The organism is Tamlana crocina (assembly GCF_012037625.1).
The window spans coordinates 1-398 of sequence record NZ_JAAVJS010000369.1; the positions used below are offsets into that span (position 1 = coordinate 1).

1 protein-coding gene is annotated in these 398 nt (G+C 46.5%); it reads right to left on the reverse strand.

The features are described from left to right. Positions 1-398 (reverse strand): cytochrome P450 (locus HC176_RS17155; RefSeq protein ID WP_167920221.1); only part of this gene is annotated, 398 nt, incomplete at both ends.

Consider the following 398-nt stretch of genomic DNA (forward strand, 5'->3'; position numbering starts at 1 on the left):
CCTGAAGCCTTTTTTGCTATCTCAACTTCCGAAGCAATTTTCTCCTGGACTTCAGGATTGCGGGCCAGCAGTTCAGAAGTAAAAGTGAGAGCGTTGGAGGTGGTTTCATGACCTGCGGTAAAAAGGATCAGGATCTCATCGATCAACTGCTTTTCGCTCATGGCTGTGCCATCCTCATAACGTGCTTCCAGCAGCATATCCAGTAGATCATCCTGCCGTTCTCCACTTTTCTTGCGTTCCTCTATGAGCCGCTTTAGGATCTGCCGGGCTTCATCGGTTAGATCAAGATGTTTTTTGATCTTTCCGAAGCCTTTAAAATACCATCCCAAATAGGGCTGCCGCAATTCCTTAACGAGCATCTTTTGAGCAGCTTCGGTGATATATTGCAGCCGATTTAT